Raw genomic sequence first — 26,303 nt, 5'->3', positions numbered from 1 at the left:
TAAATAATAATAGTTTATTTATAATCTATTTATATATTGTAAGAGCGCAGAAAAGTGTGGACAAACGCATATGAAAAAATTCTTATCCATATTAGTCTTGATCATTCCGCTCACACTGGTGGCCCAGGATGATCAGAATATCCAACTTGCCAATGAGTATTATCTCAATGGCGATTATGAGAAAGCAAAAGATCTATACGATGAGCTGGCCAAGTCATCGCAGAATATTCCTAATATTCACAACAACTATCTGGATGTACTCCTATCACTCAATGATTACAAGGCTGCAGAGAAATATCTAAAAGTTGCGCTCAAGAGTTACCCATCGAACGTCTACTACCAAATCGATGAAGGAATCCTCTATACCGCTACCGATCGCAACGATCAGGCTGATAAGAAGTACAAGATGTTGATAACTGAGATAAAAGAAAACGGATTTTTGGTGCGGACTGCTGCGCAGTACTTTATCAGCAAACAACTGGCCAATTATGCACTGGATACCTATATCGCTGGGAGACAGAGTTCTCGAAACAAACAGGATTATGCACTAGAGCTGGCCAACACCTATCGTGTGCTTGGCCAAAAGGAAGAGATGCTAAATGAATATCTCGTCTTCGCTTCGCTCAGACCACAAAACCTAAGATACGTCAAGAACATCCTTCAAAACTTACTCCAAAGCGAAGAAGATATTCAGTATTTTCAAAATACTCTACTCGACAACATTCAGAAAAACCCAAGTGACAAAATGTATGCGGATCTTTTGATTTGGGCACATGTGCAACAAAAAGATTTTCATGGTGCGTTCATTCAAGCACGAGCAATCAATAAGCGGATGAACGAAAATGGCTATCGACTCATCAACATCGGTGAGATTGCATTGAAAAATGAAAGCTATGCGGATGCCGAAGAGATATTCACATACATCGTGGATAAGTTACCAGAGAGTCAGTACAACCTCCAAGCCCAAAAAGAACTCATACTTGCTCGACAAGAAAAAGTGAAACGAACTTTCCCTGTTGACAAAACAGCAATCCGTCAGTTAACCCATGACTATCATCATTTGATGACGAGAGTGGGGTTGAATCAAGAAACAATAGAGGCATATCGCCAAAAGGCATTGTTACATGCTTTTTATCTTGATGAAAAAGATTCAGCCATTCAAATTCTCAATGAAATCATAAGTATTCCACGTGTAAACGAAAAAATCAAATCATTGAGTAAGTTGGATTTGGGAGATATTTACCTATTGATAGACCAACCATGGGAGTCTACACTACTCTACGCACAAGTCGAAAAAGCCAACAAATCAAGCAAAATAGGATACGAAGCAAAATTCAAAAATGCTAGGCTAAACTACTATATGGGAAATTTTGAATTGGCGAAGAGTCATTTGGATATTCTCAAAACCGCTACTACCAAAGAAATCGCTAACGATGCGATAGCGTTGAGTTTGCTCATTCAAAACAACACAGCGCTGGATACCTCTGACTTTGTCTTGAAGAAATATGCAGATATTGATCTACTCATGTTCCAACACAAAACCGCTCAGGCCAAAAGGGCCTATCAACAAATGCTCGAGGATTATCCAGCACATTCGTTAGTCGATGAGATTCACTGGCAGCTTGCACAGATTTATTTGAGTTCAGGAGAGTTTGAAAATTCCATTTTGCAACTCGAAGTGATTCAGCTCAATTATGCTACTGATTTGTTCGGTGATGATGCGTCCTTCTTGGAGGGAAAAATTTTAGAAGAATATCTGATGGATAAGGAAGGGGCTATGGAAGTCTACAAAAATTTCTTGATCGACTATCCCGGTAGTATCTATGTATCAGATGCACGAAAGCGTTTTCGAAAGTTGCGCGGCGATAGCGTCTACCAATAACATTTCTTCTTGACAACTAATACCTTAACTAGTATGCGCGCATAACATATTTTATATATCTTTAACATTGTTAGGTAGAAGTGTAAGATATGAAAAAGGAAGAAACGGTTGATTATCACATCAAAGTTGTTTGGCATGCGATTTCAAGAATGTATAATCAGGGAGGACTCGAAAAAGGAATTACAGCCTCATCTGGTTTTGTATTACTCAACATCGATATAGAAGAAGGCACGCCAGCGACCAAAATCGCACCGTTACTCGGGATGGAAGCGCGCAGTCTCACACGTATGTTGAAAAACATGGAACAGACTGGGCTCATCTACCGAGAGAAGGACCCTAACGACAAACGTTCCGTTAGAATCATGCTGACAGAAGAGGGAAAGAAAAAAAGGAGCTTTTCCAAAAAGGCCGTTTTGTATTTCAACGACAGTGTCCGCAAAAAAGTCTCGGACGAAAAACTCTCCGCATTTTTTGACGTGATGTCATCTATAGAAGAAGTCATAGAAGAAAACAGAAACATAGAACAACAAATAATTTTGATCGAAAATGAATAGAGCCATCAAAAAAGTTGCTGTGCTGGGTTCCGGTATCATGGGATCAAGAATAGCATGCCACTTCGCCAACATCGGAGTGGAAGTGCTGCTGCTCGATATAGTTCCACGTGAACTAGACGATGCAGAAAAAGCCAAAGGACTGACACTCGCCGACACGCCTGTCAGAAACCGAATTGTAAACCAAGCGTTTGAATCCACCCTCAAAGCCAAACCTGCCGCGCTGTATGACAGCACCAAAGCAACACTGGTTCAGTTGGGAAATTTTGACGATGATATGTCCAAGATCGCCAACTACGATTGGATCATCGAAGTAGTCGTCGAAAATCTGGATATCAAAAAACAAGTCTTCGAGATGGTAGAGAAATTTAGAAAGCCAGGAACACTCATCACCTCCAATACCTCAGGGATTCCGATACACCTGATGACGGATGGACGTAGTGAGGATTTTAAAAAGCATTTTTGTGGCACGCACTTTTTCAACCCGCCACGTTACCTGAGATTGCTTGAGATCATCCCGACCAAAGATACAGATCCAGAAATCGTCAAATTTTTGATGAACTATGGCGACTTGTTTTTGGGAAAAGAAACTGTGCTTTGCAAAGACACTCCGGCTTTCATCGCCAATCGGATTGGGATCTACGCCATCATGTCGGGCATGCACACGGTCGAAAAAATGGGACTTACCGTCGGCGAAGTGGATCGCATGACAGGACCGATCATCGGTCGTGCCAAATCGGCGACCTTTCGTACGATGGATGTGGTCGGCCTAGATACTACAGTCAAGGTAGCGACTAATCTCTACCAAGGTTTGCCAAAAGACGAATCGCGTGACACATTTCAGCTGCCGCGCATCGTCCAAGAACTCTACGACAAAAAATGGTGGGGAGACAAAACCAAACAGGGTTACTTCAAGAAAACCGTGGATGAAAATGGAAAAAAGGAGATCTTAGAACTGAATCTCAAGACCATGGAATATGGTGAGCGAACCAAAGCATACTATGAGAGCCTCTCTAAGGTCAAAGACATCGAAAACGTCAAAGAACGTCTCCCGATCCTCGTTAACGCTGAGGACAAAGCAGGAGAGTTTTACAGAGCGATGTTCTACGATATGTTCAAGTACTGTTCCTACCGAATCCCTGAGATCGCCGATGAGCTATATAGGATCGATCAGGCGGTCGCCGCAGGCTTTGCTTGGGAGATTGGTCCATTCGAGACCTGGGATGTCTTAGGCGTCAAGGAAACGGCTCAAAAAATGGAGGCCGCTGGAATGAAACCTGCCGATTGGGTAGGAGAGATGATCGCTGCAGGCCATGATCGATTCTACAAATTCGAAAACGGCAAAAAACTCTACTATGATATACCGACCCAATCCTACAAGGTAGTACCTGGTACTGAGGGATTTGTAATTCTGGAAGCCTACAAGGAGAACAACATTGTCTTCCAAAACCCAGGTGCGACAGTCTACGATATCGGGGATGGTATCCTAAATGTCGAGTTCCATACGAAAATGAATGCCATCGGTGGCGAAGTGATCGAGGGAATCAACACGGCCATCTCTATGGCCGAAGAAAATTTCCGCGGCGTGGTGATCGGTAACGAAGCACAACAGTTTTCGGCAGGAGCCAATCTTGCGATGCTGTTCATGTTTGCTTCGGATCAGGAGTATGACGAGATCGATTTGATGATCCGTCAGTTTCAGCAGACGATGACACGTGCACGATTCTCGGACATACCGGTGATCTCTGCGCCATCAGGCTTGGCCTTGGGTGGGGGTTGTGAATTGTCGCTGCATTGTGACGCGATCCAGGCACATGCCGAGACCTACATCGGGTTGGTGGAAGTAGGTGTGGGCCTCATCCCAGGTGGGGGAGGTACCAAAGAGTTTACACTCCGTGCCTCAGACCAGTACGCTACGGGAGATCCAGAGCTCAACGTCCTACAGGAGTATTTCATGAATATCGCTACAGCGAAAGTTGCCACGTCGGCAGCTGAAGCAGCTGGCATGCATATCCTCAAGGATTCGGATCGAATCACCCTCAATCGTTCTCGACTTTTGGCGGATGCCAAAGCACGAGCCATCGAGATGGCCGAAGCAGGCTATACTCGCCCGATAGAGCGCCAAGATATTAAGGTACACGGACGCAGTTCGATGGCGATGTTCGAGGCAGGTGTGACAGGCATGCTCTATGGCAATTATATCTCAGAACATGACGCGAAAATAGCCAAAAAATTGGCCTACGTCATGAGCGGTGGAGATTTGACTTCCAGCACTTTGGTGTCAGAGCAATACTTGCTGGATTTAGAAAGAGAAGCATTCCTCAGTTTGACGGGAGAACCCAAAACTCTGGAACGTATCCACAGCATCTTGTTCAAAGGAAAACCGCTTAGAAACTAGTATTTAGATCCAAGAGCCAAGATTATAGAATTAAGACAACATGCATAACTACAAAGAATTGAAGATATGGAAAGAGTCGATCCAATTGGTGAAAGACTTGTATCCTGTACTCAATTCTTTTCCAGAAGACGAAAAGTACAATTTGATTTCGCAGATAAAAAGATGCTCCGTATCGGTACCTTCCAATATCGCGGAAGGAACCTCACGCAAATCGAATGTAGATTTCAAACGCTTTTTACAAATCGGTTTGTGGTCACTTTTTGAGATGGAAACGCAGTTATACTTGTCTTGTGAACTAGGTTTTATGGCTAGTCAGGATTTTAAGTTGTTTGAAACGAGAATTAATGAATTGCAAAAAATGATCTACGGGTTTTCTAAGAGTCTTGACTCTTGATTCTTGAGATCTCAAAATCTAAACAAATGGAAGCATACATAGTCAAAGGATATAGAACAGCAGTTGGGAAATCAAAAAAAGGTGGATTCAGATTCACCAGACCTGATGATCTCGCTGCAGATGTGATCAAGCACCTCACGGCACAAGTGCCCGAGCTCGATCCGAAAAGAATCGACGATCTCATCGTCGGCAATGCCATTCCCGAAGCGGAGCAAGGCATGCAAATGGGTAGGATGATTTCGTTGCTGGCTCTGCCAGTCGAAGTGCCTGGCCTGATTGTCAACAGATACTGTGGTTCGGGATTGGAAACTATCGCGATGGCTACCGCCAAAATCAAAGCGGGAATGGCCGAGTGTATCATCGCGGGTGGTACCGAGTCCATGTCACTCGTCCCGATGATGGGATACAAAACCGCCCTCAATTGGGAAATTGCCAAGAATAACCCGGAGTACTATTTGTCCATGGGTATGACAGCCGAAGAAATTGCCAAGGATTTCGGGATCACACGTGAAGCAGCTGATCAGTTTGCAGTCAATTCGCACGACAAAGCTCTTGCTGCGATCAAGGACGGAAAATTCAAAGACGAGATCGTACCGATCACCGTCAAAGAAACCTACATCAATGATGAGGGCAAAAAAGCCGAACGTGAATATGTGGTGGATACTGATGAAGGTCCAAGAGCCGGCACTTCTATGGACGGTCTGGCCAAACTCCGCCCTGCTTTCAAAATGGGTGGTCAAGTCACAGCAGGTAATTCGTCGCAGACCTCTGACGGAGCAGCTTTCGTCATGGTGATGTCTGAGAAAATGGTGAAGGAACTCAAACTCGAGCCGATTGCGAGATTGGTGACCTATGCCGCGGCAGGGGTGAACCCACGCATCATGGGTATCGGACCAGTCGAGGCAATTCCGAAGGCATTGAGACAGGCAGGTTTGAAACTCAACGATATTGAGCAAATCGAACTCAACGAAGCATTCGCTGCGCAATCACTCGCCGTGATCCAAGAGGCAGGACTGAACCCAGACATCGTGAATCCAAATGGAGGAGCAGTGGCACTCGGTCACCCGCTCGGGTGTACAGGAGCGAAGCTCTCGATCCAACTGCTCAACGAAATGCGCCGTAGAAAACAAAAATACGGAATGGTCTCCGCCTGCGTCGGCGGTGGACAAGGTGTCGCTGGCATCTACGAGTTTTTGAGCTAAACGAAGATTTCAGCGAAAAACAACAAAGGCTTCTCAATATTGGGAAGCCTTTTTCTTTACCGTCTCCCTCGCTCCGAGCGAGACGGTAAAAAAACGAGAAAAGGTAATTCTTAGGTTTGTCTCTTTACCACAGTGGGTACATGATTTAGTATACATGCTTTATTGCTAATTTCGATGGTATTCACCATTCGAAAAGACTATTTTTGAAAGTCAAATATTAATATACAAATGCAAGACCGTTTCCAAAACTTCCTTTCAAAGCTGGGCTTCTCTGACGAAGATATCTATGCTGGATTGGTTGGGAATGATTTTTCCTATAAAGTCGGGAAGGGTATTGACGTAAATTATTGCTATACACCCACAAGTGATGATGTTTTTAAGCAGCACCAAATTCTATGGAATAAAAATAGGGATGTTGTTTTTATAGCGGTTGGGGAACAAAAATCTCATCTGATCAATGCGAAAGAAAAGCCCGATCAAGAGAAACCACTTAAGAATTCGATACGAATTGATTCTTTTGATTACGGTATAAATACTCTCGGTTTTGAAGACGTAGATTCACTACTAATTTCAAAACTACAGATTGATTCCTCCTACTTCTTTGATTTTGTAAATAAGAATCAACGCAAGGGAAATACAAAAACAGTAGATAAGGATCTCCTTCTCAATCTACTTACGCTAAAGAGTGATTTAATTGATGACAACAATTCTCATATCGTTCATCTTTTGATTCTAAGATGTTTGTTCATTAAATACCTAGAAGACCGTGGTATTTTTGATGAAAACTACCTTTTAGATAAACTCGAAAGTGGGAATGCTGAACAGCTGGCTGATGCTTTTGATCAGGTGGCTAAAATCAACGGAGATGTTTTTAAGTATGATGACCATTTTCAGGTCTCGGATATTAAACGGCATTATCTAAATAAGATAGCCTTATTTTTCAAGAGTGACTATCGGTCAGGTCAACAGTATTTGTTTCCCTATAGGTTTGATCAGATTCCCATTCAGCTCATCAGTCATGTGTATGAGACATTTCTTAAAACAAGTACAAAAAAAGGAGACGGAGTTTATTATACACCAGCATTTCTAGTAGACTTCATTCTGGAACGCTCTTTTGCTACAGCATTAGAGCGAGATATCAATGCCTCGCTTTTAGACCCAGCTGTGGGGTCGGGTGCGTTTTTGGTTCAAGCCTTTAAAATGATCGAAAATTCTCACAAAGGGAATTTGACTTTTGAGGGCAAAAAGAAGATTCTAGAAAATCAGCTTTTTGGTATTGATGTAGATAGGAACGCACTTCAAATCACGGCCTTTAGTCTTTACTTGGCTTTGCTGGATACGGAAGACACAAGTTTCATCAAAACGGAGATAGAAAGAGCTAACCCTATTTTGCCAAGTTTAATAGGAAAGACACTGATTCATGCCAATACGATTATAGACCAAGATATTTTCACAGAAAAAGCTTTCAGCTGTATTGTATCAAACCCACCTTGGGGTTCTGTGCCAAAAAGTTCTGATGACGAAAAGGCAATTGAAACCTACCAAAAGGAGAGAGAAGCCATTGAAAACAAGCAAGGAGCTTATCCCGAATATACTGATGTGGCAGATTATGAACGCTCACAGGCTATTATGGCTCGGGTCTCTCGTTGGGGAGATGAAACGACTATATACTCAATGGTTGTCAAAAACTCTATTTTCTTAAATGACAAAGCCCTCAATTTTAGGAAGTACATTCTGGATCAATATGATATATCGGAATTTTACGAGCTCTCTCATTACAATAAAATTCTATTCAAGAAAACACCTCTTGGGGTTGTTAATGGCCAAAAAATGAAATTGGGTGCTAGTGAGCCCTGTGCAGTACTAACTTTCCAAAACAAAACTAGCAAAGACAATATCCTGAATTACATCTCTCCTAAGCTCACAGATTTTGCATCTAATTTTGAGGTCATTCACTTTACAAGCTCTGATGACTTCAAATTGAATCAATCCGAGTTCTTGAAACATGATTCCTTATGGAAGGTGTTAGTCAATGCAGATTATGAAGCGCATGATTTGATTGTGAATAAGCTTCAGAAACAAAAGGAGTTGAGAGTAGAAGCTAGGGTTGGTTTTCAACCTCAAAAGGAAATGCTTCGTTTAGGTGCTCCTCAGATTATGCCGATAATTGAGCCCTCTGATTTTGTTCAGTTTAATTTGATAAATAAGCATTTAGGTGCTTTCAATTGGAATCAAAAAATTAGAAGAAGACCATCTTTAAAAGTGTTCCAAGGTGACAAGATTATTTTTCCAGTTGGGCCAACTAAAGCAGATAATTTCTTATTAAGAGGAATTTTTTTGCGAGAGGATGTTTTGTTTAAACATAATACTCTTTCAGTCAGACTTCAAAAGGGTGACTCTTATCTGACCCACTATTTGCCCTATTTAGGAATATTCAATTCGCAATTGGTAGGTTTTATAATTTACCAGCTCTCCGTGCAATGGGGAAAGGGAAAAACATGGGTGAACCTGAGAAATGAGGATATTGAAAATCTTCCTTTTAAAGAAATTACGGATCAAGCTATTTTAAGTAACATGACTCAGCTGGTTGAAACAATCCAGCTCAAAAAATCAAATGAGGAGCTGTGTGAAAAGGAAATAGACCAACTCAACGAAATGGTATTCGATCTCTATGGTTTGGTGGACTATGAAAAGGAAATCATTCGTGAGTTTTATAATATAAAGGTTGATAGAGCTGGGGCAAAGGAATCCAAAGTTCGCGTTGACGATATCAAAGCTTATTTTGCTGTATTCCGTGATGCGTATTCACTTATACTTTCTGCTGATCATACGGTCAATGCCTCTTTTCATATTTCAAACAATATGGGAACGGTTATCTGTTTTTCTATTACAGCTAAGTCTAAGGAAGAAGCTTTAAGCCATGATCCAGAACTCAATATTCTTCATTTGGTCAAGCAAAGACAATTGACCAAGACAGAGAGTCAAAAAGTGCTTTTTGAAGAGAAGGTTAAAATCTATGACAAAGAGAGTAGCAAGTTCTACATTGTCAAAAGCAATCAGTTCAAAGACTGGACAGTAAGGCAAGCCATGAAAGATGCCAAAGAGGAAATCGAAGCAGTGATCAAATATCTTCCAGCCAAATGACCTCATCTCAACCTGACTTTATAAAATCGATTATTAGTGGAATAGGGTATAGCTCTAAGCAAGAGATGATCGAAAATCTATTTATACAATCATTGAAAGACAGCTATGAACGAATAGATAAAAATATCGGTCATGAAAATGAGATCAGAGACAGGTTTATGAAGGACTTATATCAGTCTGATTCTGACATCAAAAAGTGGCTGCAATCAAAATACATTGACTTGATTTGGGAAAACTGGGTTTTTACTCCTGACTTTGACTTTGCACGAACAGATATTGCATTCAAAATTACTGGACTTCATTTTATTCTCGAATGCAAAAGAGTGAAAAGCGCAGACAAAGCCTACATTGACGAAGGCTTGGAGCGTTTTATTAGTCTCAAATATGCCAAGGGAGATGAGTATGCTGGAATGATAGGGTTTGTAATATCTGGCGATAAGCATGACATAAGTCAACGACTACAGAAAAAGATAGGGGCACTACCTCATACTTTATCAGTTAAAAAAACACTACCAGAACCATTTTTCAATAGTATTCATCATAGGTCTGATCAGAACCAAATCGAAGTGTATCATCTATTCTTTGATTTTATATTCAGCTAGTACAGTCACCCTCAGAACCCCCGTTCCCATATCAGATCTACCGGCCCCATTAGTCATACCCAAAAACGCATTGTCATCCACTAAAACCCCACCGTCAACCATCCAAAACGCACGGTCATCCATCCAAAACTCATAGTCATCCTCCAAAAACGCACCGTCATCTTCTAAAAACTCATGGTCACCCACTAAAAATCATAGAGAAGCCATTCTACTTTCCTAAGAAACCGTTATCTTAAAAGAATAAATAATTTATTCAACCCCCCACCTGTAGCATACCCGACCAATTCGCTGTGCCAATAGCAAATACCAGCCAACCAATTTGTCAGATATCATGTGGGTCAAACCAATTTAATATTAAACATTATGGGATCAACCACCGGGCTCACAGACGCCCAGACACTCGAACTGTACAGAGTCGCACTTCAAAACGCCGGTAGCAACGCTACCATTTCTGAACTCATGGGAGAGCTCAGTTACGACCAAGCCACTATCGACGAAGGGAAAATCTGGCTAACCAAGGCTAGAGCAGCCTACGATACCAACAACAAGGAAGATGACGAAACCTCCCAAGCGTATCATGACTTTTCCACACTCAGAGGTCAAATTAAAGACCAGTACAGCAAACACCGCAAAAAGGCCAAAGTGGTCTTTCGAAAAGATGCCACTACAGCAGATCTGCTTGACATCAGCGGACTAGTACCCAAGGCATACATCAAATGGCTCGAATCTGTCAAAATATTCTACACCAATGCCAACGATAAGCCCGAAATACTCCAAAAGTTAGCTAGGCTCAAAATTACTGCAGAGGACATCTCTGCTATGGTAGGCCAGATTGAACAACTCGAAGCAGCCCGCAGCAAATACCTCCTAGAAAAAGGAGAATCCCAAGATGCCACCAATGCCAAGGATCAAGCCATGGCAGAGATAGACGATTGGATGAGCGAGTTCTACGCAGTAGCTACCATTGCACTCGAAGACAAACCCCAGTTGCTGGAGGTTTTGGGCAAAGTGGTTAAATAGGCATTTTCTACTTCACTGTCGCCCTCGCTCCGGCTGAGGGAGACGGTGAAAATATACCAACCCATGTTGAAGATTCTAACACTAGCACTGTTGACTCTTTAGCAATACAAGGAATTTTTTCGTCCCTCCCCATTATCTTTGAGTCATGAAAAATCTATTCATATGCCTCATTCTGTTTACGGCCTGTACCACAGACAAAAAAGAGCAATCTCAATCCTCCGATCTCAAAATCGAACAAAACCTCATTGGTACATGGACCAATGTCTCTTTACTGGTAACCATGAAGCGACTGGAGAAGCAAGACTCTGTCCTGCGTGCCAATGAAGGCGAGTGGGAGCAAGTGCTGAAAATAAAACCGATAGAGACGACTTTCCATGCCGATAGCACTTTTGAGTCCGAGTATTATACATTAGATGGTCAGAAGATGAACACTACCTATGGCCAGTGGTGGATTCAAAACGACTCGCTCGTTATGCTGACCGAATCTGGAAAGACATTTTATGATTTCGAATACAATGGAGACAGAGTGCGTTTTCGCTCTACTCTTGATTGGGATGGAGACGGTATTGCCGATGACGAGTATGATGGTGTTCAGATCAGAATGGATTAATCGCCGAGCGATAGTTTCTTGCATCGAGGAACTAACCGATTAGATAAGTAATACCTTGTTGGATTGCCCAAAGGATCATTTATTATTGCCGATAAATTTTTGAACTATGCTGAAAGTAGGAGACCAATACACGACAGATTTTACGATTACTCAAGATCAGATCGCGGCATTCGCCGAATTGTCTGGTGATAAAAACCCACTGCACCTAGATGCAGAATATGCCGCAGAGACACCTTTCAAAAAACCGATCGCACACGGGATATTCTCGGCTTCATTTATTTCCAAAGTACTGGGTATGGATTTTCCCGGAGAAGGCACACTATACTTGTCACAAAACTTGTCGTTCAAACGCCCAGTCTATCCAGACCAAGCCTATGAGGTACGCCTAGAAATCACCGAAACCGTAGAAGGCAAACACACGGGTACGATCAAAACGCAGATTTTCGACAAGGAGAAAAACAAGCTCGTAGTAGATGGCGAAGCACAAGTTCGCCACTTGGATAAGTTGCCTTAGGACTAGTTTAATCGAGATGCTTTTTCTCATGCTCCTCTATTCATCACCGTCATTTACCAAAGTGACGAAGGAGCTATTAGATAATTCGATCAGTCTGCATAACGCTAGGGATACCCCGATCTTACGTCGGGGTATGACGGTAGAAATGAATGTCGGAGTATGAAGGTAGAGATGAAAGTCGAGGCATGAGGTAGTGATGAAGATCGGGTGTGGCGCAGAATCGAGAGCATGAGGTCTAGTATTGTGTACAGGCTCTGATTAATTAGAATTGTTAACTGACCGAGTCCTGTTTCTTTTCCTTCCAGAAATAAACCACAGCAAAAACCACCAACGCCACCGCATAGTAGCTAGCCCAGCCATAGATATACTCAAGGTTAGCATAGTCTACCGCCCAGCGATAATCGATCGCTATGTGATCTAGCCGCAAAGAAACCAAACTCAGTAGCAGTCCAGTGCCTAGTATCCATCGAGATACCCGTGATAGTTCTATGAGTGTCAAAGTCATGATGAAGGGAAACCCCAAAAATAGGATGCGGGTCATGTCCTCACCCGCCAACATCCCAAAGGCACAGTAGCACAGACTCAAAAGAATCAATGTACCGTACTGTTGGTTCTTCAATCTCGAAAACCGAAAACGAAAAAGCACCACGAAAGGCAAAAGCCCAAAAGCAGACCCAAAGGCTGCAAACCAACGAATGATTCGGCTGGGATCGTCCACGACCAATCGACCATGGTAGAGTAACGCCATTAGTGAGGATCGTTGATCCGACTGATCTGGCATCAGTGCCAGCAGGGATTTTTGGATAGCAATCCCGAGGACGAGCGATAGGAGTAAGTGTTTTCCTTCAGGCCAACGGTCGTCTCTTTCCGCGAAAATAAAATGAACGACCGTCAGCAAAACCATCACCGCCAAGAACGATTCCTTTTGCAGTAGCGCTAGAGGAATCAGCCAATAGAAGTGTTTGAACTTACCCTGAAAGAAAAAGAGGAGTGCCATACTCTGAAAAAAATACAGCGGCACATCGACCGTGATGTTGTCGTAGAGATTGTAGCGGATGATACCTGTCCAGTGCAAAATCAGCCAGCCAAAACCCAGATACTGATACAGTGGACGAATCTTCAAATAAGTCCATAACTGAACCAGCATATAAATACTGCCTACGAAAAACAGAAAGTTGACTAAATCAAAAGCAAGCCCCATCTGATCTCCTGGTACAAGGCTCGCTAAGAGAGGAACCAGGGGTCGGTTGTAGAATGGATGATTGATCACACTGACACGCCCCGTTTCAAAATACGAATATAACTTCTCGTACTGATGTGCATCACACAGTTTACAAGATGTATAATCGAGTGAGACATTGACCACATAGAAAAACGTATAAGCTAAAACTACCGTGACTAGAATGATCCAAACGGCAGGTTGATTTTTTCTATCTAAGTCAGTGGTTGCTGTCACGCGGCTAATATTGGGTTTTCAAGCATCAAAATGAACTTTGAATATTGTCAAGCTGTCGAATAGCTACTTCTATTTCCTCTACATCTTTGATGATTAGCATCAATTTACCCTTCATTTCCTTGATTTGGTAATCCTTCGGGTGTTGCTGTATGTAGCCCATCACCAGTCCAAATACAGGAGACGAATAGTATTTTTCATTTTCTTGGGGAGGGAAATAGCACCGCATGCGACCGTTTTTGATCACGATCTTTTCGAAACCAAGATCGATAGCAAGCCAGCGCAGTTTCACTGTTTCGAAGAGTTGAAGTACAGACGTAGGGATTTTGCCAAAACGATCCTCGACTGATTGACCGAATACTGCTAGTTCGCTGTTGGACTCGATGTTGTCGAGCTGTGTGTAGAGGCTGAGTCGTTCGGTGATATTTTTGACATAGTCTTCTGGGATCAAAATCTCCAAATCCGTTTCGATGACACAGTCATTGATCAGCGCTTTCATCAAATCGTCTTTTTGATCCGCAAAGAGTTCTTTGAACTCGTTTTCTTTCAAGTCCTGAACCGCCTCATCCAGTATTTTGTGATACATATCAAAACCTATATCGGTGATGAACCCGCTCTGTTCTCCCCCTAGCAGATTGCCCGCACCACGGATATCGAGATCACGCATCGCAACTTTGAATCCATCGCCCAGATCGCTGAATTCTTCCAGTGCACTGAGTCGTTTGCGTGCATCGGACGATAGTTTGGAGGTAGGTGGGGTAAACATGTAACAAAACGCTTTTTTGTTGGAGCGACCAACACGACCTCTCATCTGGTGTAGATCGGATAGGCCGAAGTTTTGTGCTGAGTTAATGATGATGGTGTTGGCATTGGGGATATCTAGTCCCGATTCGATGATGTTGGTAGAGACGAGGACGTCATATTCTCCTTCGATGAATTTGAGCATGACTTTTTCCAATTTAGGCCCTTCCATCTGGCCATGGGCTACACCGACACGTGCATCGGGTACGAGTCGATGGATCAGGTTGGCGATGCTCTCGATATCACTGACTTTGTTGTGCACGAAAAATACTTGACCACCACGGCGTAGCTCGTAGCTGATAGAGTCACGTGTGACCTCTTCGCTAAATACATGCAGCTCAGTTGTCACGGGCTGGCGGTTAGGTGGTGGCGTAGCGATGATGCTCAGGTCTCGTGCACCCATCAGCGAAAAGTGAAGTGTACGCGGAATAGGTGTCGCACTGAGTGTGAGCGTATCCACATTGACTTTCATCTCTTTGAGTTTGTCTTTGATCTTCACGCCGAATTTTTGTTCTTCGTCGATCACGAGTAGCCCGAGATCTTGGAACTGTACGTCTTTGTTGACGATGCGGTGGGTGCCGATCAGGATATTGACTTTACCTTCTTTGACACGCTGTAGTACGTTTTTGATTTCTTTGGTCGTCCGAAAACGGTTGATGTATTCTACCTCTACTGCGAACCCTTCCAACCTAGACTTGAATGTGTGATAGTGCTGCATCGCGAGTATCGTCGTGGGGACGAGTACTGCGACTTGCTTTCCTTCGATGGCTGCTTTGAACGCAGCGCGTATCGCTACCTCTGTTTTTCCAAACCCAACATCACCACACACGAGCCTGTCCATCGGATGGGCTTTTTGCATGTCGATTTTTAGATCTTCGGTGGCTTTGGCTTGATCTGGGGTGTCTTCGTAGATGAAGGACGTCTCCATCTCTGCCTGATGGTAGGTATCTTCTGAAAACGCAAAACCGGGTGCGGCTTTTCGTTTGGCATAGAGTGCGATTAGCTCCTTGGCGATGTCTTTGACCTTGCTGCGGACTTTTTTCTTTTTGTTTTCCCACTCGGGCGAACCTAGTTTGCTCACTTGGGGCGGGGCACTTTCTTTGCCGCTATATTTGGATATTTTGTGTAGGGAGTGAATACTCAGGTAGAGCAAGTCATCGTCGCGATAGATGATGCGGACGGATTCTTGTTTGTTGCCATTGACCTCTACGATATCTAGTCCTGCGAATCGCCCGATTCCATGGTCGACGTGTACGATGTAGTCTCCAGGATTTAGGGTTCGGAGTTCTTTCAGGGTAAGGGCTTTGGACTTAGAGTGCTTTTGGCGCACCGCGTATTTGTGAAAGCGCTCGAAAAGCTGGTGATCTGTGAAGATGGCTACCTGCTGATTGTTGTCTATAAAGCCTTGGCGAAGACTCAGGATCAAACTATCAAATTTGATAAACGGATTGATCTCTTCGAAGATGGACTGAAGTTGTTGAACGGGTTTTTCTGATTCTGAAGCGATAACAGTCGAGTAGCCTTTTTCTTGATAGCTCTCAAAACTGTCTGCCATGAGTTCGAAGTTCTTCTGAAACGAAGGTTGTCCTGATATCTCAAACTGGAACTCATGACCGCCCTTGCTGTAGTAGCGATTGCCAAATTCGATTTTGGCGTACTTTTCGATCGCGGTACTAAAACTCTCGCTCGTTTCGAACAGCTGATCAGGTTTGAGTACGATGCTCGATTGGTCACTGGCCTCCATGATCGCACCGAAACTGTCGTTGGCTTTTTCGAAATACTTGTCAATGATATCCAGTGTTTGCTGTCCATCTTTCATCCAGATTTTCGAATTGTTGGGGACATAGTCCATGAAGGACTGCCGCTGCTCTTCGAGCAGTTTGGTCTGGATGTTTGGGATGATGTTGACGGTTTTGAGCTTGTCTTTGGAGAGCTGACTCTCGGGATCAAAAGTTCGGATACTTTCGATTTCGTCTCCGAACAATTCGATTCGGTAGGGAAGTTCGCCTGCATAAGAGTACACATCGATGATACCACCACGTATCGCAAATTGTCCTGGTTCGTAGACAAAGTCATCTTTTTCAAATCCATAGGTAATGAGCAGCTCACTCAAAAAATCCGCATCGATAGATTCACCCACCTTGGCAGTCCAAGTGTTTTCTACCAGTGATTTTTTGTTGATTACTTTTTCGGTGAGTGCTTCGGGATAGGTGACGATCAGCTCACCAGTGGATGCTTTGTTGTTGATTCGATTGAGAATTTCGGCACGCATAAGGATGTTTGCGTTCTCCGTTTCTTCGAATTGGTACGGTCTTTTGTAGGAGGATGGAAAAAGCAGAACCTCTTTGTCACCGAGTATATTTTGTAGGTCGTTGTGAAAATAGGCGGCCTCTTCTTTTTCGTGCAGGATGAAAATGTGATTTTGGTGATTGGTCTGGAAAACTGCCGCCGCGACGACTGCATCCATACTGCCGACCAAACCTTTGATTCTCACATGAACGTTTTCGTTTGGCTTGATGCTTTCAGCGATGGCTTTTACCTGGCTGTCAGCTTTATAGATGGTAAGTAGATCTTTGCTCTTCACTCGAAAAAATTTGGGACAAAGGTATGTCCATTTGACGACTAATATGTTTCATTAAACGACCCTTTGGCGATTAATGTCATGTATCTCGAAACCTTATAGGCTCAAATACATATAAGAAGTTAAGTAATAAGTTCTAGTTAGTATTATTGATTTTGTGAGTCAAAAGAGACTCACTGATTAAGGTTAGGTTAGTATAATCAGCACGCTCGCTAGGGCGTGCTGATTTCATTTACGGCTATAAATGATATAGTTTTAGATTTTGGTCATTATTCTTCCATCAATTCCATTCTTTTGAAGAGCCTCAACCGAACTGTATTTTTTCCTCCCATCATTTTGTTAGTGTTCACGGTGCTGCTGAGTCAGCTGTATGGAGACGAATTTGTCTCGACGCTACAGGTCGCTAATCAGTGGATACTCGATCATTTTAGTGGATTATTTTCTTGGACGGCATTATTGATTCTTGGATTGGTCATCGTGGTTTACTTTTCTAAGTTGGGAGGCTGGCGTATAGGCGGTTCTGATGCCAGACCAGTTTTGAGCAAATGGAAGTGGTTTGCTGTGACGATTTGTACGACGATCGCTACGGGCATTTTGTTTTGGGGAGTTGCCGAACCGATTTTTCATTTTTCAACTCCACCTCCGAATTTGGGCATAACCGCTGGATCGAAAGAAGCCATGACCTTTGCTATGTCTTCATTGATGATGCACTGGACACTCACGCCTTATGCGATTTATACTTTGGCAGGTTTAGTTTTCGCAGTGAGCTTTTATAATCTCCGACAGCCATTCAGCTTGGGTTCGATGGTCAGCCCATTGTTTGCTGATCAGATGAACCCAAATGTTTCGAATTTCATTGATATCGTATGTCTATATGGGCTCGTAGCTGGTATGGCAGCTTCATTGGGGGCAGGTTTGCTGAGTGTGATGGGTGGCTTGGATCACTTGTTAGGCTGGAGCAAAACGAGTTGGGGCCTTGCACTGATCACTGGGGCTATCGTGGTAACGTTCATAGTCTCGGCTGTGTCGGGCTTGATGAAGGGGATTCGTATACTATCAGACATCAATATTCGCTTGTTCATTCTATTGGCGCTTTTTGTGTTTTTGGCAGGCCCGACTTGGGCTTTGTTAGAGCTGGGTCTATCTGGTGTGAGCGAATATGCGGCGCATATGGTTTCACGAAGTTTGAATCTAGACAATGTCTTGGGTCAAAAATGGTTTAACAGCTGGACGGTTTTCAACTGGGCCAACTGGCTCGCATGGACGCCCATTACAGCGGTGTTTTTGGGTCGCATTGCTAGAGGATACACAGTGCGGACATTCATCATTTTCAATCTCGTGATTCCTTCCATCTTTGGTGCGGTATGGATGATGATTTTTGGTGGGAGTGCACTGCTCATGGATTTTAATCAAGGAGGGGTACTGAGTGAGTCGCTTCGTGCCAATGGCCCTGAAAGTTTGGTGTATTTAGTATTGGGAGATTTACCATTTGCTATCGTCGTGAGTACGGTTTTCGTCTTGTTAATTTTTCTCTCCTATGTTACCGCAGCGGATTCTAATACTTCGGCGATGAGCGCATTGAGCACGTCTGGGATTTCTCTGGATCAGATAGAGGCACCTGTTCGTATAAAAGTCATCTGGGGTGTTTTGATTGGTATGGTTGCTTGGGTGATGGTTAGTTCTGTCGGCATAGAGGGTATCAAAATGACCTCTATTTTGGGAGGTTTCCCAATCTTATTTTTCATGATTGCGGTGAGTATGTCAGCAGTCGTATTGATGATCAGATCTAGAAAAGTAAAGAACTGACTTAAGTATTTATTAATTTCGCTGGACCGCTTGATCGACCCGTGTAATATTCGAATCTTTATCAAAAAATTATTAACAACATGAAATTTAAAAGCTTCTTAGTAATCGCGCTAATTTTCTCAAACTTGATGGCTTTTGGCTGGGGGAAAACGGGTCACCGTGTCGTGGGCGATATTGCTTACTGGCATCTAGACAGAAAGGCGAAGGGAAAGATACACGAGATACTCAAACATGAGCACCTCAATATGGTGGGTAACTATATGGATTTTGTCCGGTCGGACAAAGACATGGGTTATATGTCGCCATGGCACTATTGTACTGTTCCTGATGGCGAAACCTATAGCGAAGCGCCAGAAGAAGGAGATGCTGTAGAAACCATCAATCGTTTGATTGAGGAACTGAAAACCAAGAAATTCACCTACGGTACCGAGTTAGAAAACTTGAAATACCTTGTACACTTGGTGGCTGACATTCACCAGCCGCTACATGTAGGAAACGGTGAAGACAAAGGAGGCAATGATGTCAAGGTGACTTTCATGTGGGAGGAGTCTAACCTGCACCGCGTGTGGGACAGTGGGTTGATTGACTATCAGCAGCTCAGTTTTACAGAATACTCTAAGTGGGTCAACCACATCAGTGAACAAGAACTGGAAAAAACACAATCTCAAGGGATCGATGTATGGATCGAGGAGTCAATGAATCTTCGCCCAGTGATATATGACATTCCTGAAAACGGCAAACTGTCTTATGAATACAACTACAAGCACATCGCGACAATCAATGATCGACTGTTGAAAGCTGGGGTTCGTTTAGCAGGGATCCTCAATGAGATTTATGGCTAAGCCATAATAGCGTTTATTATATCTGAAGCTGTTCTATAAGTATGGGTATACCCATCTTATAGAACAGCTTTTTTGTTTCTAAGCGCTAGAGAAGATACGCACTAATAGGTATTGATCACTATGAGTAGCTGTACTACCTTGTAGAACGTAATTGATATACGGTATCAAGTAGTCAAGCCCTTTATTAACCTAACCTGAAAAGGAATCCAATATCGGATTCCTTTATTTTTTTAAGGAACGTAGAACCGTATGGGCAAAAAAATAGCAGGGTTAACCTGCTATCACTGTGTTTATGATTTCTTACTTCTAAAAAGGCAACTCATTGAGTTGGACATTACCACCTGTGATGATGATACCTGTCTTCTTCCCAGCGAAAACTTCTTTGTGCTTGATTAAAGCAGCTACTGCTACAGCACTAGATGGCTCAATTACGATTTTCATTCGCTCCCACACCAGTCTCATCGCATCAACGATTTCTTGTTCACTGACACAGTAGATATCGTGTACATATTCTTTGATGATGGCGAAGTTGAGTTCGCCGACAGATACTAATAGTCCATCTGCAATGGATTTAGGATCTTTGACTCCTTCTAGTTTTCCAGATTTGAAGGATTTGTAGGTATCGTTGACAGCTTCTGGTTCTGCCAAGATCATTTTAGTAGTAGGGCTGACATGACCCAGTGTCAAGGCTGACCCGGCAGCTAATCCACCACCACCCACAGGGGTGATCATGAAATCTAGCTCAGGTTGCTCTTCTATGAACTCCTTGGCAGCTGTGGCCTGACCTGCGATGATCCGTGCATCGTGATAGGGGTGTACCTGGATCGCTCCAGTACGTTCGATCACTTTTTTACACGCCTCTGCTCTGGCTTCCTCTGTAGGTTCGCAGATGGTGACTTCTGCGCCGTATCCTTTTACTGCATCGACTTTGACTTGCGGTGCGTTGGAGGGCATGACGATGTAGGCTTTGACCCCAGCGTCTGCTGCTGCTTTGGCTACAGCCTGCGCATGATTACCTGAAGAGTGCGTCGCAAAACCATTGAGTCGCTCTTCCGGACGGTAAGACATGATCACGTTCGTCGCACCTCTCATCTTGAATGCGCCTACTTTTTGAAAATTCTCACATTTGAAAAACACCTCACCGCCGACTATTTCATTGATCGTACTAGAGGTCATGATTTGCGTATTGTATATATACTTGTTGATTCGGGTGTGTGCCCTTTTGATGTCACTTAAGCTTGGAAATTCCATAGTTATTGTATTCTCGTTTTCTCGGCGGCAATTTAGTTAGCAATTACATTTAACACTCTATCTGGGTAGTCAGAAATAATCCCATCTACTCCCCAATGGATTAATTTTTTCATATCCTCTTCTTCATTTACCGTCCATGGGATTACTTTCATTTTCATATCATGAAGCTTATTGATTTTCTCCTGATCCAAAAATGGATGATAGCAGCTGTAGATCTGTGGGGTAAAGCCTAGTTCTTCTAAGTTTTTGTCAATCGATTCGGTGTTTTCTATCAACACTGCTAGCTCAATTTCGGGATAGGTTTCGTGGAAGTAGCGCAGTACTCGAAAATCAAAAGACTGTACATTGACATGCTTAGGGTTCATGTTTTGGATGATGAAATCATAAACCAGTTTGGAAAAGACCTCTGGTGTTGGATGAAATACGTTGTCTCCCATCGGTAGGCATTTGATCTCGATGTTGTACCGGATGACCTTGTTTGGATTTTCGGACTCAAACTGGTTGACAAGTGATACTAGTTCTTCGAGCAGTGGTTTGTGCACCACCATTTTCTGTTGATCAGGAAATCGTTTGACGAATTTGGATCCCACATCGTATTTTTTGATTTGCGTATAGCTCATCTGGTAGATGTTGTGCTTTTGCTCACCTTCTTTAGGTACGCTCTCGCCCAGAGAGTCCAGTGCGATGTAGTGGTTCATGTAGGGCTCGTGTGAAATCAGCAACTGCTGATCCCGCGTCACTGCTAGATCAAGCTCTAGCGTGGTGATGCCTAGCTCCAGCGCTTTCCTAAAAGCGGGTAGCGTATTCTCTGGCATCAGCCCCCTTGCTCCGCGATGACCTTGTATGTCTATCGGTCGATGAGATGTTTCTTCTGGTTTTTCCACTCGGCAGGCTGTTATACTAGTTATAAGAATAAATATAAGGAAGCAATAGTTAACACGAGTCATGGTTTTGAGGTTTAGACAAAGGTGTCGATATCTAATGTCAGTGCCAAAAAAATTGAGCATCAAGGGATTAAGCTTAGGTTAAGTCTGATCTTCCTAGGCGTCTCATTGTAGTGTGATACTCACAGGACAATGGTCTGATTCCATGTAGCTCGGGTGAATTTCTGCTGCAGCCAGCTGAGGGAGCATTGACTCGCTTAGTAAGAAGTAGTCAATTCTCCAGCCAACATTTCGCTCGCGAGCTCCACCTCGATAGCTCCACCATGTATAGGCATCTACGGTGTCTGGGTAGAGATGCCTGAACGAATCTATCAGTCCTGCCCCGACGAAGTTGTCCATACCGTCTATCTCGGTCTGAGTAAAGCCAGCGGATTTGTTATAGTTGGCTTTGGGTCTAGCTAGGTCGACATCTTTGTGCGCGACGTTAAAGTCACCGCAGACAATCACGGGTTTGTTTTTTTCTAAGTTTTTGAGGTAATCTCTGAAGTCTGCGTCCCAGCCTTTGCGGTAGTCCAGACGACTTAGGTCATTTTTGGAGTTGGGTACGTAGACATTCGTCAAGTAATAGTTGTCATACTCCAGTGTCAGGATTCGTCCCTCTTGGTCATGGATATCTATTCCAAATCCTCTTGAGACAGAAATAGGTTCTTTTTTGGAAAGGATGGATGTGCCGCTGTAACCTTTTTTGATAGCGCTGTTGGAGTAGACATGGTAGGGAATCTCACCGAGTGCCTCTAGGATTTGATCGTCTTGGGCTTTGGTTTCTTGTAGACAGATGATGTCTGCGGCCATGGTATCTATGGACTGATGAAAGCCTTTTTTGATGGCGGCTCGGATGCCATTGACATTCCAGGATACGATTTTTTCACTCATATGAATTTTTATTTATCTAGATCAAAAATAAGCAATGTCTTTGGTATGTTATCGATTCTGACGAAAGTGATCCATGATGATCCATTGAAACAAACGCTGGGGTAGAATAGGTTTTAGTTTGGCTGCCAGTAGATCTAGTGGTTTGCCTATGGCGTAGCGTAGTTTGAGTTTTGGTTTTTGGATGATACGGTGGATGAGCTTGGCAACTTTGATGGGGTTGTCACCATTTCGTTCTCCCTTGACGATGACCTCTAGGGCACGGTTGTACCCTGGCTGATATTCGGTACTGTCGTCTGCGATAGACAAAATTCTATTTTGGGATATTTCGGTCATGAAATCTCCTGGCTGGATCAGTGCCACTTGAATGTTAGTCGGGTGCAGTTCCATGCGGAGTGCTTCGGCATAGCCTTCGAGTGCGTGTTTGCTTGCAGCATAGTAGGCCTGATTTGGGATAGCAAATAGGCCCATGACAGAACTAATGTGGATGATTTTTCCAGACTTCTGCTGTCTCATGTGAGGCAGTATGGCGTTGTTTGTATTAACTACACCCCAAAAATTGGTTTCCAATTGTTGACGTGCATCATCGGGATGTGTCAGTTCTGCAGGACCGATGACAGATATACCAGCATTGTTGATCAGGACGTCTATTCGGCCTTCTTTATCAATGACTGTTTGTACAGCCGCAGCGATGCTTTTAGGTTTGGTGACATCCATTTTCAACAGAAAGGGGTTGTCACCACTAGGCCTTCTGCTGGTGCCATAGACACGGTGACCTTTGCCAAAGAGATAGTCAAAGCATGACTGGCCTATGCCTGACGATGCGCCCGTGATGAAAATGACCTGCTGTTGATTCATGACTATAGATATGCAGCGCCAAACACACCTGCCGAATCACCCAATTTGGGTTTTAGGATTTTGGTATGGCATTCGGTGTTGAAGATGTGACGTTTGACAGACTCCAGTCCTTCGGTATATAGTGCGTCAATATTGCCAACACCTCCACCGATCACGATCACGTCGGGATCTATCATGTTGATGATTGTGGAGATGGCTTGACCGTAGTATTGGATCAGTCGATTGTAAGTTTGCTCTGCGACGGGGTCTGAGGATCGATTTTGGATAATGTCAGCTAGACCTAATTTCTTTCCGGATTGTTCGTAATAGTAGCGTTCTAGGTGTGGTCCCGCGATGACGGTTTCTACACAACCTGTTTTGCCACAGTAGCAGGGACCACCGCTCTTGTGGAGGAAGTTGTGACCCCATTCGCCTCCGATTCCGTTGGCACCATTGATGATCTGGCCGTTGACGACTAGTCCGCCACCGACACCTGAGCCCATGATCACCCCGAATACGACTTGTGCATCGGGAGCGGTATCAGGTACACAACCCATTTGCGTCTCTGCCAGTGCAAAGCAGTTGGCATCATTGGCCATGTTGACAGGGATACCCAAAATCTTTTGGAGATCAGCATGGACAGGCTGGCCATTGAGATGGACGGAATTACAATTTTTGAGCAGGCCAGAACTGGGGTCTGTAGATCCAGGGGTACCGATACCGATTTTTTCGGGAGAGAGACCTGACGTGTCTTGGAGTATGTTGACGAGTTTTTGGACTTGGTTCAAAACATGGGGATAGCCCTTGGCTCCCTCAGTAGGAATTCTCTCCCGATACAGTACTTCTTTTGTTTCCGAATCTAGAATAACCCCTTCTATTTTCGTTCCTCCTAAATCTATTCCCCAAAGTTTCATCTATACGTATTGATTTGATCATGAAGACTCCAGTATTATTCGAATACTGTCGCTTCTTTTATTTTTTGATTCAAAACTAATACTTCTTGCTCTTTCTGCGAATCAGACCACCCGAGCAAATTTTGCATTTGATCTGCGACGATTAGATGACTGCTGCGGACACTCTCCAAGTCAAAGAACAAACGTCCAGTTCTGTAGATATAAAAATCAGCGAGGTGATAGACCCATTCATTTGTGATACAGAATGCTACTTCGGCTTCTATAATATTCGTTCCATTATGGGTCGCTTCTATGATGGCGTCTGTCTGTGTCCCGTAGAGATCGACCAAATAGGAAATCTCTATTTTGCTCAGGTGTGAGTTGGTTTTAGCGAGAGACTTTTTGTATTTGGTAATCGCCTTTGGGGATTTGAAGCCATTGCCAGGTAGTTTGTATTTCTTGGTTTTGCATTTGGGGATTTTCTTGCCTGTGTCGTCATGCCGTCTGTCGAGTAGTGTCTCGACAGCCCGTTTTGCCATTTTTCGATAGCCGGTTAGTTTGCCTCCAGCGATGGTGATGAGGCCCTGTTCGGAGATGAAGATTTCGTCTTTTCTCGAAATTTCAGAAGCGGATTTTCCCTCTTCTGCTATCAAAGGTCTAACACCAACCCAAGAAGAAATCACATCTTCAGTTTTCAATCCCAAAGCAGGAAAGTAGCTGTTGGCTGAGTCGAGGAGGTAATGCACATCATCCATGGTCGTACGTAGGTCTTTTAGGTCCTGATCGTAGAAGGTGTCGGTCGTACCGAGATAGGTGATGTCTTTTCGCGGGATCGCAAAAATCATTCGACCATCTGGTACGTCAAAGTAAAGCGACTGCTGGATGGGAAACTTCTCATAAGGAAGTACGAGATGAACGCCTTTGGTCAAATGCAGCTTTTTGCCCGTGACTTCCTCTTGATATTTTCGGATATCATCGGACCAAGGACCCGCTGCGTTGATGACGTAGTCTGCATATATTTTGTATTCGGTATCGAGTAGTTCGTCTTTCACTTCTACGCCAGCGATGACCCCTGCTTTTTGGATGAACCGTGTACAGGCAGTATAGTTGATGACCTTGGCACCTTCGCTTTGTGCTGCTTTGAGTAGTTCGATGACCAAACGAAAATCATCTGTTTGGTATTCGGAGTATAGACCACCCCCCTCGATGTTGTTGTTTGCAAGTAGGGGTTCTAGTACTTTGGTATCTGCTGCGGACAGCATTTTGCGTTGGTCGGCTTTTTCGACATCTGCGAGCACATCGTAGACCATCAGTCCTACCGAGGCGATGATCTTGCCATAGTTGCCATCTTTGGTTAGAGGCAACAGCATTTTTTCGGGACGGACGAGATGTGTGGCTAGTTTGTGGAGAATGGCTCTTTCCTTGCCAACTTCTCGAACCAGCCCAAATTCGAACTGTTTGAGGTAGCGGAGGCCACCGTGGATTAGTTTGGTGGATTTGCTGCTGGTACCAGAGGCAAAATCGTTTTTCTCCACGAGTGCAACTTTGAGCCCTCGTGTCACCGCATCTAGTGCGATACCTGCTCCAGTGATACCCCCTCCGACAATGACCAAGTCAAAGTATTCGTTTTCAAGTGCACTGACAGTTTCGTGCCTTTTCTCCATCTGTAGGGATGCTGACATAGTTAGATAGTTTGGCTGAAATTAAT

Annotated in this window: 21 protein-coding genes; 12 read left to right on the top strand and 9 right to left on the bottom strand. The window is 43.7% G+C overall.

Annotated features, from left to right (window positions below):
- Window positions 1-70: 70 nt before the first annotated feature.
- From BGP76_RS14210 to BGP76_RS14180, 7 genes are all read left to right on the top strand, one after another.
- Window positions 71-1,882: a tetratricopeptide repeat protein gene (locus BGP76_RS14210; RefSeq protein WP_119845181.1), complete on the top strand. Its 1,812-nt coding sequence runs from the start codon at window positions 71-73 to the stop codon at window positions 1,880-1,882.
- An 89-nt stretch (window positions 1,883-1,971) separates the two neighbouring features.
- Window positions 1,972-2,436, top strand: a complete 465-nt coding sequence (locus tag BGP76_RS14205; protein WP_073121652.1) for a MarR family winged helix-turn-helix transcriptional regulator — start codon at window positions 1,972-1,974, stop codon at window positions 2,434-2,436.
- Complete coding sequence (locus BGP76_RS14200) at window positions 2,429-4,831, top strand: 3-hydroxyacyl-CoA dehydrogenase/enoyl-CoA hydratase family protein (protein ID WP_119845180.1); 2,403 nt, start codon at window positions 2,429-2,431, stop codon at window positions 4,829-4,831. Before BGP76_RS14205 ends, BGP76_RS14200 begins: the two co-directional genes overlap by 8 nt.
- A 40-nt stretch (window positions 4,832-4,871) precedes the next feature.
- Window positions 4,872-5,225, top strand: a complete 354-nt coding sequence (locus BGP76_RS14195) for a four helix bundle protein (RefSeq protein WP_119845179.1) — start codon at window positions 4,872-4,874, stop codon at window positions 5,223-5,225.
- 26 nt (window positions 5,226-5,251) lie between these two features.
- The gene (locus tag BGP76_RS14190) at window positions 5,252-6,427 is read left to right on the top strand and encodes an acetyl-CoA C-acyltransferase (protein WP_073121658.1); all 1,176 of its coding nucleotides are present in this window, start codon (window positions 5,252-5,254) and stop codon (window positions 6,425-6,427) included.
- Window positions 6,428-6,655: 228 nt separating this feature from the next.
- Window positions 6,656-9,571: an N-6 DNA methylase gene (locus BGP76_RS14185; RefSeq protein ID WP_119845178.1), complete on the top strand. Its 2,916-nt coding sequence runs from the start codon at window positions 6,656-6,658 to the stop codon at window positions 9,569-9,571.
- The gene (locus BGP76_RS14180; protein WP_119845177.1) at window positions 9,568-10,173 is read left to right on the top strand and encodes a hypothetical protein; all 606 of its coding nucleotides are present in this window, start codon (window positions 9,568-9,570) and stop codon (window positions 10,171-10,173) included. Before BGP76_RS14185 ends, BGP76_RS14180 begins: the two co-directional genes overlap by 4 nt.
- Here BGP76_RS14180 and BGP76_RS14175 read toward each other — a convergent pair.
- Window positions 10,147-10,359: a hypothetical protein gene (locus BGP76_RS14175; RefSeq protein WP_119845176.1), complete on the bottom strand. Its 213-nt coding sequence runs from the start codon at window positions 10,357-10,359 to the stop codon at window positions 10,147-10,149. The two genes, BGP76_RS14180 and BGP76_RS14175, sit on opposite strands and share 27 nt — an antisense overlap.
- A gap of 177 nt (window positions 10,360-10,536) precedes the next feature.
- On the opposite strand from BGP76_RS14175, the gene BGP76_RS14170 reads away from it, so the two are divergent.
- From BGP76_RS14170 to BGP76_RS14160, 3 genes are all read left to right on the top strand, one after another.
- Window positions 10,537-11,193 (top strand): hypothetical protein, encoded by a 657-nt coding sequence (locus tag BGP76_RS14170; RefSeq protein ID WP_119845175.1) that lies wholly within the window; start codon window positions 10,537-10,539, stop codon window positions 11,191-11,193.
- 145 nt (window positions 11,194-11,338) lie between these two features.
- The gene (locus tag BGP76_RS14165) at window positions 11,339-11,803 is read left to right on the top strand and encodes a hypothetical protein (protein WP_119845174.1); all 465 of its coding nucleotides are present in this window, start codon (window positions 11,339-11,341) and stop codon (window positions 11,801-11,803) included.
- A 106-nt stretch (window positions 11,804-11,909) separates the two neighbouring features.
- Window positions 11,910-12,317, top strand: coding sequence for a MaoC family dehydratase (locus tag BGP76_RS14160; protein ID WP_073121667.1), 408 nt, complete (start codon window positions 11,910-11,912; stop codon window positions 12,315-12,317).
- A gap of 271 nt (window positions 12,318-12,588) precedes the next feature.
- Here BGP76_RS14160 and BGP76_RS14155 read toward each other — a convergent pair whose 3' ends face one another.
- Both BGP76_RS14155 and mfd read right to left on the bottom strand, forming a co-directional pair.
- Window positions 12,589-13,773: a hypothetical protein gene (locus BGP76_RS14155; RefSeq protein WP_119845173.1), complete on the bottom strand. Its 1,185-nt coding sequence runs from the start codon at window positions 13,771-13,773 to the stop codon at window positions 12,589-12,591.
- Between the two features lie 25 nt (window positions 13,774-13,798).
- Window positions 13,799-17,155, bottom strand: coding sequence for a transcription-repair coupling factor (mfd, locus tag BGP76_RS14150; RefSeq protein ID WP_119845172.1), 3,357 nt, complete (start codon window positions 17,153-17,155; stop codon window positions 13,799-13,801).
- A 291-nt stretch (window positions 17,156-17,446) separates the two neighbouring features.
- On the opposite strand from mfd, the gene BGP76_RS14145 reads away from it, so the two are divergent.
- Window positions 17,447-18,958 carry a BCCT family transporter gene (locus BGP76_RS14145; RefSeq protein WP_119845171.1) on the top strand — a complete coding sequence of 504 codons (1,512 nt, stop codon included), beginning with the start codon at window positions 17,447-17,449 and terminating at the stop codon, window positions 18,956-18,958.
- An 80-nt stretch (window positions 18,959-19,038) separates the two neighbouring features.
- Entirely contained in the window at window positions 19,039-19,800 is a 762-nt protein-coding gene (locus BGP76_RS14140; RefSeq protein ID WP_073121674.1) for a S1/P1 nuclease, read from the top strand.
- Window positions 19,801-20,106: 306 nt separating this feature from the next.
- On the opposite strand, the gene BGP76_RS14135 is transcribed toward BGP76_RS14140, so the two are convergent.
- The 6 genes from BGP76_RS14135 to BGP76_RS14110 all read right to left on the bottom strand — a co-directional run bounded on the left by BGP76_RS14135 (window position 20,107) and on the right by BGP76_RS14110 (window position 26,277).
- Window positions 20,107-21,051 (bottom strand): pyridoxal-phosphate dependent enzyme, encoded by a 945-nt coding sequence (locus BGP76_RS14135; protein ID WP_119845170.1) that lies wholly within the window; start codon window positions 21,049-21,051, stop codon window positions 20,107-20,109.
- A 32-nt stretch (window positions 21,052-21,083) separates the two neighbouring features.
- Window positions 21,084-21,935: a glycerophosphodiester phosphodiesterase family protein gene (locus BGP76_RS14130; RefSeq protein WP_158584281.1), complete on the bottom strand. Its 852-nt coding sequence runs from the start codon at window positions 21,933-21,935 to the stop codon at window positions 21,084-21,086.
- Window positions 21,936-22,100: 165 nt separating this feature from the next.
- Complete coding sequence (locus tag BGP76_RS14125; RefSeq protein ID WP_119845168.1) at window positions 22,101-22,868, bottom strand: exodeoxyribonuclease III; 768 nt, start codon at window positions 22,866-22,868, stop codon at window positions 22,101-22,103.
- 48 nt (window positions 22,869-22,916) lie between these two features.
- Window positions 22,917-23,723: an SDR family oxidoreductase gene (locus tag BGP76_RS14120; protein WP_119845167.1), complete on the bottom strand. Its 807-nt coding sequence runs from the start codon at window positions 23,721-23,723 to the stop codon at window positions 22,917-22,919.
- 2 nt (window positions 23,724-23,725) lie between these two features.
- Window positions 23,726-24,616, bottom strand: coding sequence for an ROK family protein (locus BGP76_RS14115; protein ID WP_119845166.1), 891 nt, complete (start codon window positions 24,614-24,616; stop codon window positions 23,726-23,728).
- Between the two features lie 35 nt (window positions 24,617-24,651).
- Complete coding sequence (locus BGP76_RS14110; RefSeq protein WP_255416138.1) at window positions 24,652-26,277, bottom strand: glycerol-3-phosphate dehydrogenase/oxidase; 1,626 nt, start codon at window positions 26,275-26,277, stop codon at window positions 24,652-24,654.
- Window positions 26,278-26,303 lie beyond the last annotated feature (26 nt).

Origin of the sequence: Reichenbachiella sp. MSK19-1, assembly GCF_003590315.1 — a bacterium.
In the GTDB taxonomy this organism is placed as follows: domain Bacteria; phylum Bacteroidota; class Bacteroidia; order Cytophagales; family Cyclobacteriaceae; genus Reichenbachiella; species Reichenbachiella agariperforans.
The sequence above is the reverse complement of the archived record's forward strand: the minus strand, read 5'-3'. Positions and strand labels throughout refer to the sequence as shown.

Bases quoted from the DNA above. Each gene is read 5' to 3' on its own strand.
- BGP76_RS14210 (WP_119845181.1), top strand. From the start codon at position 71: ATGAAAAAATTCTTATCCATATTAGTCTTGATCATTCCGCTCACACTG.
- BGP76_RS14160 (WP_073121667.1), top strand. From the start codon at position 11,910: ATGCTGAAAGTAGGAGACCAATACACGACAGATTTTACGATTACTCAA.
- BGP76_RS14125 (WP_119845168.1), bottom strand. From the start codon at position 22,868: ATGAGTGAAAAAATCGTATCCTGGAATGTCAATGGCATCCGAGCCGCC.
- BGP76_RS14140 (WP_073121674.1), top strand. From the start codon at position 19,039: ATGAAATTTAAAAGCTTCTTAGTAATCGCGCTAATTTTCTCAAACTTG.
- BGP76_RS14205 (WP_073121652.1), top strand. From the start codon at position 1,972: ATGAAAAAGGAAGAAACGGTTGATTATCACATCAAAGTTGTTTGGCAT.
- BGP76_RS14190 (WP_073121658.1), top strand. From the start codon at position 5,252: ATGGAAGCATACATAGTCAAAGGATATAGAACAGCAGTTGGGAAATCA.
- BGP76_RS14115 (WP_119845166.1), bottom strand. From the start codon at position 24,616: ATGAAACTTTGGGGAATAGATTTAGGAGGAACGAAAATAGAAGGGGTT.
- BGP76_RS14185 (WP_119845178.1), top strand. From the start codon at position 6,656: ATGCAAGACCGTTTCCAAAACTTCCTTTCAAAGCTGGGCTTCTCTGAC.
- BGP76_RS14135 (WP_119845170.1), bottom strand. From the start codon at position 21,051: ATGGAATTTCCAAGCTTAAGTGACATCAAAAGGGCACACACCCGAATC.
- BGP76_RS14195 (WP_119845179.1), top strand. From the start codon at position 4,872: ATGCATAACTACAAAGAATTGAAGATATGGAAAGAGTCGATCCAATTG.
- BGP76_RS14110 (WP_255416138.1), bottom strand. From the start codon at position 26,277: ATGTCAGCATCCCTACAGATGGAGAAAAGGCACGAAACTGTCAGTGCA.
- BGP76_RS14170 (WP_119845175.1), top strand. From the start codon at position 10,537: ATGGGATCAACCACCGGGCTCACAGACGCCCAGACACTCGAACTGTAC.
- BGP76_RS14180 (WP_119845177.1), top strand. From the start codon at position 9,568: ATGACCTCATCTCAACCTGACTTTATAAAATCGATTATTAGTGGAATA.
- BGP76_RS14120 (WP_119845167.1), bottom strand. From the start codon at position 23,723: ATGAATCAACAGCAGGTCATTTTCATCACGGGCGCATCGTCAGGCATA.
- BGP76_RS14200 (WP_119845180.1), top strand. From the start codon at position 2,429: ATGAATAGAGCCATCAAAAAAGTTGCTGTGCTGGGTTCCGGTATCATG.
- BGP76_RS14165 (WP_119845174.1), top strand. From the start codon at position 11,339: ATGAAAAATCTATTCATATGCCTCATTCTGTTTACGGCCTGTACCACA.